At 72.1% G+C, this 6,611-nt stretch carries 10 protein-coding genes; 5 read left to right on the forward strand and 5 right to left on the reverse strand.

Going from position 1 to position 6,611, the window contains the following annotated elements; all coding sequences use genetic code 11:
* The 3 genes from HUW36_RS22670 to HUW36_RS22680 all read right to left on the reverse strand — a co-directional run.
* A partial coding sequence (locus HUW36_RS22670) for a PLDc N-terminal domain-containing protein (RefSeq protein WP_174530022.1) occupies positions 1-219 on the reverse strand: 219 nt, incomplete at its 3' end.
* Positions 220-245: 26 nt separating this feature from the next.
* Entirely contained in the window at positions 246-560 is a 315-nt protein-coding gene (locus HUW36_RS22675) for a DUF202 domain-containing protein (protein ID WP_174530023.1), read from the reverse strand.
* Positions 557-943, reverse strand: coding sequence for a YidH family protein (locus tag HUW36_RS22680; protein ID WP_174530024.1), 387 nt, complete (start codon positions 941-943; stop codon positions 557-559). Before HUW36_RS22680 ends, HUW36_RS22675 begins: the two co-directional genes overlap by 4 nt.
* A 41-nt stretch (positions 944-984) precedes the next feature.
* On the opposite strand from HUW36_RS22680, the gene HUW36_RS22685 reads away from it, so the two are divergent.
* The 4 genes from HUW36_RS22685 (at position 985) to HUW36_RS22700 (ending at position 4,130) form a co-directional block, all read left to right on the forward strand.
* Positions 985-1,782 (forward strand): GNAT family N-acetyltransferase, encoded by a 798-nt coding sequence (locus tag HUW36_RS22685; protein ID WP_174530025.1) that lies wholly within the window; start codon positions 985-987, stop codon positions 1,780-1,782.
* 2 nt (positions 1,783-1,784) lie between these two features.
* Positions 1,785-2,189 (forward strand): hypothetical protein, encoded by a 405-nt coding sequence (locus HUW36_RS22690; protein ID WP_174530026.1) that lies wholly within the window; start codon positions 1,785-1,787, stop codon positions 2,187-2,189.
* Positions 2,190-2,379: 190 nt separating this feature from the next.
* A complete protein-coding gene (locus HUW36_RS22695; RefSeq protein WP_174530027.1) occupies positions 2,380-3,159 on the forward strand; it encodes an electron transfer flavoprotein subunit beta/FixA family protein in 780 nt (259 codons plus the stop codon).
* 11 nt (positions 3,160-3,170) lie between these two features.
* Entirely contained in the window at positions 3,171-4,130 is a 960-nt protein-coding gene (locus HUW36_RS22700) for an electron transfer flavoprotein subunit alpha/FixB family protein (RefSeq protein WP_174530028.1), read from the forward strand.
* 101 nt (positions 4,131-4,231) lie between these two features.
* Here HUW36_RS22700 and HUW36_RS22705 read toward each other — a convergent pair whose 3' ends face one another.
* Together HUW36_RS22705 and HUW36_RS22710 are read right to left on the reverse strand one after the other, a co-directional pair.
* A complete protein-coding gene (locus HUW36_RS22705) occupies positions 4,232-5,002 on the reverse strand; it encodes an anti-sigma factor (protein ID WP_174530029.1) in 771 nt (256 codons plus the stop codon).
* On the reverse strand, positions 4,956-5,561 hold the full coding sequence (locus tag HUW36_RS22710; RefSeq protein ID WP_174530030.1) for an RNA polymerase sigma factor: 606 nt from the start codon (positions 5,559-5,561) through the stop codon (positions 4,956-4,958). The genes HUW36_RS22705 and HUW36_RS22710 overlap by 47 nt, the downstream gene beginning before the upstream one ends.
* Before the next feature lie 241 nt (positions 5,562-5,802).
* Between HUW36_RS22710 and HUW36_RS22715 the strand changes: the two genes are divergently transcribed.
* Positions 5,803-6,611, forward strand: an 809-nt coding sequence (locus tag HUW36_RS22715) for a DUF4397 domain-containing protein (RefSeq protein ID WP_246248284.1), incomplete at its 3' end; no start/stop codon positions are given.

Consider the following 6,611-nt stretch of genomic DNA (forward strand, 5'->3'; position numbering starts at 1 on the left):
CGCGGTCGCGCCGCCGGCGCCGGCCGGCCCGGCCGGACGCTCGCGGCCGGCGACGAACCACGCGATCGAGCCGATCAGCGGGAAGAAGAGGATCACCAGCACCCACACCATCCGGGGCAGCGCCTTGACCTGCCCGTCCTCGGCGGAGAGGCAGCTGATCAGCGCGCAGACGGCGAGCACGATCTGGGCCAGGAAGAGCAGCACGTAGAGGCGGGCCATGCCCCATGATGGCGCACCGGGGTCGGTCAGTGCACCCCACCGAGCACGTGCGCGACGCCGAGCAGGGCCAGCCCGGCCGCGCCCAGCGCGGTCAGCGGCATCGACCAGCGGGCGAGCCGGCGCGGCCCGGCGCCGGTGGCTCGACGCCAGTCCGCCAGCAGGACGGTCAGCCACACCACGACCGCCGCGCCGGCCAGCACCGCGTCGAGGACCCGGCCGGTGAACGCCGGCCGGAGCTGGAGCAGCAGCACGGCGGTCAGCGTGAGCAGCGTCCGCCGCCAGGACAGCCGGGTGCGTTCCGGCTGAAGGCCGGGATCCCGGTGCCCGGTGTCTTCGTTCATGACGTTCCACGCAGCAGCACCGCGACCACCAGGGCCAGCGCGCCGAGCGCGACGACCAGGGCGAGCACCGCCGGGAAGCGGGAGGCCGGCAGTTCCTCGCCCAGCCGCATGGCCCGCTCGGTGCGCGCCCAGTGGTCCACCGCGCGGACCGACACGGTCGCGCCGAGCAGCAGCAACCCGACCGCGAGCACCTCCCGCAGGTGCACCAGCGGCAGTGGCGGGAGGAACTGTGCGGCGGCCAACCCGCCGGCGACCAGCGCCAACCCGGTCCGCAGCCAGGCCAGGAACGTCCGCTCGTTGGCCAGCGAGAAGCGGTAGTCCGGCGGGCTGCCCACCGAGCGCAGCTCACGCGGGTCGAACCAGCGCCTGATCGACTCCCACACGCCGCCGATTATCCGCTTTGCCCCGCGCCTAGCCTGAGGGGATGACCGATCTTGACGCGCGTGCCCTGCGCGACGCCTACGACAGCCAGATCCGTCCGGAGCTGCCCGACCCGCTGCCGGCCGGGGTCACCGTGGACCGGGACGGGCCGCTGTTCCGCGTCCTCGGCCTGGACCAGCGCGGTTTCCTCACCTACCGGACGCTCGACGGCCTGGCCGGCGCCGAGCTGGACGCGTTGATCGCGCGCCAGGTCGAGTTCTTCCGGGCCCGGGGCGAGGCGGTCGAGTGGAAGCTCGCCGGCCACGACGAGCCGTCCGACCTCGGCGACCGGCTGCGCGCCGCCGGCTTCGTCCCGGAGGACCTGGAGACCGTCGTGGTCGGCCCGGTGGCGCCGCTCGCCGCCGCCGTCCCGGTGCTCCCCGAGGGGGTACGCCTGCGCGAGGTCACCGGTCGGGCCGACCTGGAGCGGATCGCCGCCATGGAGGAGGAGGTCTGGCAGGCCGACCGCAGCCACCTGGTCTACGCGCTGGCCCGGGAGATCGAGGCCGACCCGCAGTCGATCACGATCGTGGTGGCCGAGGCGGGCGAGACGGTGGTCAGCGCCGGCTGGATCCGCTACCAGGCCGGCACCGGGTTCGCCAGCCTGTGGGGCGGCTCGACGTTGCCGCAGTGGCGGAAGAAGGGCATCTACCGGGCGCTCGTCGCCCACCGGGCGCGGCTGGCGCAGCAGCGCGGCAAGACGCTGGTGCAGGTGGACTGCTCGCCGGACAGCCGGCCCATCCTGGAGCGGCTCGGGCTCGTTGCGGTCACCACCACCACGCCCTACGTCTACACTCCGTGATCATGGACCGGTTGACGGCGGACGAGCAGCTCACCCTGAAGACCGGCGCGTTCGGGGCGGTCTTCCTGGTCTCCAACGCCGTACCCGGGGTGCTGGCCATGGTGCGGGAGAGCATCGCCGCCTCCGGTGCGCTGGCCGACGTCGGCGGCGTGGTCAAGGAGGCGTTGACCACCGGGCCGCTGCCGCAGTTGCCCCGGGACTCCGCGTTGGAGATCGAGTCCGTGGTGCTGCCCGCGCTGGGCCGGGCGGTGGAGATCCTGCGGGCCAAGTCGCCGGCGGACGTCGAGGCGTACCGGTCGGTGGTGCTGGCCGCGGCGGACCGGGTGGCGCAGGCGCACCGGGGGGTCGAACCGGCCGAGGCCGCGACCATCGACAAGATCAGGCGGGCGCTGGCCGAGCCGGCGTGACGGCACGGTCCGGGCGCGGTGAGCTGCGTCACTCCGGGCCCCCGGGGTGGCGATGCTACTTGCGGGTAACATTGCGTCGTGGGCAAGTGCACAGCACCCTGCGGTTGACCGACCGTTAAGTCACGCGGGAGGCTGCGCCCGTGACCGGGCGAGTGATCGCTACACCAAACAGGAGGGTCGTCGAAGCGCGATGAACATCGTCGTACTCGTCAAGCAGGTGCCCGATTCGGGCGCGGACCGCAACCTGCGTTCAGACGACAACACCGTCGACCGCGGTTCGGCGAACAACGTCATCAACGAGATGGACGAGTACGCCATCGAGGAGGCGTTGAAGATCAAGGAGGCGCACGGCGGCGAGGTCACCATCCTGACCATGGGTCCGGACCGGGCGACCGAGTCGATCCGCAAGGCGCTCTCCATGGGGCCGGACAAGGCCGTCCACGTCGTCGACGACGCGCTGCACGGCTCCTGCGCCGTGGCCACCTCGAAGGTGCTCGCGGCCGCCCTCGGGCAGCTCAACGCCGACCTGGTCATCTGTGGCGCCGAGTCGACCGACGGTCGGGTCCAGGTCATGCCGCACATGATCGCCGAGCGGCTGGGTGTCGCCGCCCTGACCGGCGCGCGCAAGCTCACCGTCGACGGCTCGACCCTGACCGCCGAGCGGCAGACCGAGGAGGGCTACGAGGTGGTCACCGCCTCGACCCCGGCCGTCGTGTCCGTCTGGGACACCATCAACGAGCCGCGCTACCCGTCCTTCAAGGGCATCATGGCCGCCAAGAAGAAGCCGGTGCAGACGCTCTCCCTGGGCGACCTGGGCGTGGCCCCGGCCGAGGTGGGCTTCGACGGCGCCACCAGCGCCGTGGTCGAGCACGCGAAGCGCCCGCCGCGCTCCGGCGGCGAGAAGATCACCGACGAGGGCGAGGGCGGCGTCAAGCTGGTCGAGTTCCTCGCCACCGAGAAGTTCGTGTGAGAGGTCTGGACATGTCTGAGGTTCTCGTCGTCGTCGAAGCCACCAAGGAATTCGGCGTCAAGAAGGTCACCCTGGAGATGCTCACCCTCGCCCGCGAGCTGGGCACGCCGAGCGCGGTGGTGCTCGGCGGCACCGGCGCCGCCGAGGCGCTGAGCGCCAAGCTGGGCGAGTACGGCGCGGAGAAGATCTACGCCGCCGAGGGCGAGGAGATCGACGGCTTCCTGGTGGCGCCGAAGGCCACCGTGGTCGCCGAGCTGGTCAAGCGCGTACAGCCGGCCGCCGTGCTGCTCGCCTCGTCGCAGGAGGGCAAGGAGATCGCCGCCCGCCTCGCGGTCAAGCTGGACAACGGCATCCTGACCGACGTGGTCGCCCTGGACGCCGACGGCACCGCGACCCAGGTCGCGTTCGCCGGCTCCACCATCGTCAAGTCCAAGGTCACCAAGGGCCTGCCGCTGGTCACCGTCCGGCCCAACTCGCTCAACCCGACCCCGGCCGCGGCCACCCCGGCCGTCGAGCAGCTCACCGTGTCGGTCACCGACGCGGACAAGCTGGCCAAGGTCGTCGAGCGGGTCGCCGAGCAGAAGGGCTCCCGCCCCGAGCTGACCGAGGCGTCGGTCGTCGTCTCCGGCGGTCGCGGTGTCGGCAACGCCGACAACTTCAAGCTGGTCGAGGAGCTGGCCGACCTGCTCGGCGGCGCGGTCGGCGCGTCCCGCGCGGCGGTCGACTCCGGCTTCTACCCGCACCAGTTCCAGGTCGGTCAGACCGGCAAGACCGTCTCCCCGCAGCTCTACGTCGCGCTCGGCATCTCCGGCGCGATCCAGCACCGGGCCGGCATGCAGACCTCGAAGACCATCGTCGCGGTGAACAAGGACGCCGAGGCGCCGATCTTCGAGCTGGCCGACTACGGCGTGGTCGGTGACCTGTTCAAGATCGTGCCGCAGGCCGCCGAGGAGATCCGCAAGCGGAAGTGACCCCCGGGTCACGAAGGAAGGCCGCCGCCCGGTGCACCGGGCGGCGGCCTTCTTCTTTCGGGAGCTGATCGGCGGGCCGGGGAGCTGAGCCGGCCCGCCGATCAGCCCGTCAGGGTGCCCCTCAACAGGCTGTCGCCGGAGTGGCGGGTGTTGTTGTCGTACTGCTCGGCGCTGATGTCGACCACCGAGTAGGTGCGCAGGTCGACGTTCGGAGGGATGGGCAGCAGCGCGTCCCCCGATCCGTTGCTCAGCGTACCTACCGAGAACATGTCCATCGTCTTGGGATCGATCAGCCAGACCTCGTAGTACCCCGGAACGTTCGGGAGATTCGCCACGTGCAGGTGCAGTTGGTTGTCACCGAGCACCCGGGCGTCGCCGGCGGCGTCCTTCGGGGTCGCCCCGAACGCGGCCAGCGGCGCGCTGGCCAGCACCGTCGGCTGCGGCGCGGGTTCGTCGCCACCGGTGCCGAGCACGGCGGCAGTCCCGGCCACACCGATCACCGCGGCGGCGGTGGCGGTGACCGCGGTGGTCGCCCAGCCCGGCCAGCGGCGCCCACGCCGCCGACGGGCCGTGGTGACCGGACGGTCCTCCACCGCGACCTGGCCACCGCCGCGCGGTGGACGCCGGTCGGCCAACGTGGGCAGCTCCTCGGCGGCCCGGATCTCCGCGACGATGCCCTGCCAGACGTGCTCCGGCGGATCGGGCAGGTCGGTCAGGCCCTGGGTGCCGGCGCCGAGTCCGGCGACGTGCTGGAGCGACTCCAGCTCGCCGCGGCAGTGCCCGCAGGCGACGAGATGGGTGGATTCTCCGTCGGCCGCCTCACTCTCACCGAGCGCCAGAAAGACCAGCCGGTCGTGGTCCAGGTGCTGCACCGTCCACCTCCCATCTGCGTTTCAGGCTCTGCATGCCGCGCCGGATGTGGCTCTTGACCGTGCCGAGCGGCACTCCGGTCACGGTCGAGATCTGCTGGTGCGTCAGGTCGTCGTAGAACGCCAGCTCCAGCATCCGGCGTTGCTCGTCCGGCAGTCGGGCCAGCTCGTCGGCGACCACCAGCCGGTCGACCACGGTGTCGGGATCGGGGCCGGTGTCCACCGGCTCGGGCAGTTGCTTCACCGTCTCGACCACCCGGGTCTCCCGGGCCGAGGCCCGGATCCGGTCGACCACCTTGCGTCGCCCGATGCCGAGCAGCCAGCCGATCAGTGAGCCTTTCGCCGGGTCGAACGTCTCCCGGCCGAGCCAGGCGGCGACGAACGTCGCCTGGGTCACGTCCTCGGCGTCACTCCGGTTGACAAGCGTCGTGGTGGCCAGGTGCAGCACCGCTCGGCCGAACCGGTCGTACGCCTCTCGCAGGGCGGCCTCGTCGCCGTCGCGGAACCGCGTCGCGAGGTCGTCCTCGACCGACGGTTCGGGGCCCTGCCTGGCCGCCGTCACCGGGCGGCTCGCCTTCCGTGGGGCATGCCCGACTGTAACTCCCACCGCCCCCGCCCCACTCTCCCGGTCCGCCCGGCACGACCCTCGTCACCCCTTCCTTCGTCGCGGGGAGGCGCGGCGGATGCGTCCCGGACCGGAAAAAGAAATCCGATCCGGGGCGCATCCGGGGGCGAGGGAGCCGGCGTAACCCGTTCTGCAAGCCAGGCCTGACGAATCAGCACCAACTACCAGGAGGCAGACAATGCAGCTCGCCATGTTCCGTCGGGTCGCCGCGGGTGGCGCGGTGGCCGCCCTCACCTTCGCCGGTGTCGGCGCCGCCACCATGAGCCCGGCCTACGCCGCCTCGTCGAAGGTCTCCGTGGTGCACGGCATCCCGGACACCCCCGTCGACGTGTACGTCAACGGCAAGAAGACGCTCGACAACTTCAAGCCCGGCGACGTGGCCGGCCCGCTCACCCTGCCCGAGGGGGAGTACGACATCGCCCTGACCAAGCCCGGTGAGGCGATCGACAAGGCCATCCTCAAGGTCGACGACGCCGAGGTGCCGGGTGGGGCGAACATCAGCCTCGCCGCCCACCTCAGCGCCGACGGCAAGCCGCAGATCACCCCGTTCGTCAACGACGTGTCCAAGGTGGGCGCGGGCAAGGCCCGGCTGATCGTCCGGCACACCGCCGCCGCGCCGGCCGTCGACGTGCGGGCCGGTGGCAAGCCGGTCTTCGAAGGGCTGACCAACCCGAAGGAGGCCAAGGCCGACGTGGCCGCCGGCTCCGTGAAGGCGGACGTGGTGCTCGCCGGCACCGACACCGTCGCGATCGGCCCGGCCGACCTGAACCTCAAGGAGGGCACCGCCACCATCGTCTACGCGATCGGCTCCGCCGACGCCAAGAACCTGGACCTGGTCGCGCAGACCATCAGCGGTCTGCACTCGGCGCCGGGCGGCGTGCCCAGCGGCACGTCGGCCGGGTCCTGGCCGAGGTCCGCGCAGAGCTTCTCGTACGCCTCGATGGTGGTCCGGTGCTCGGCCAGCGCGTCGGCCGCGCGGCCGCTGGT

The sequence above is a fragment of the Micromonospora maritima genome, assembly GCF_902825405.1.
Lineage (GTDB): Bacteria > Actinomycetota > Actinomycetes > Mycobacteriales > Micromonosporaceae > Micromonospora > Micromonospora maritima.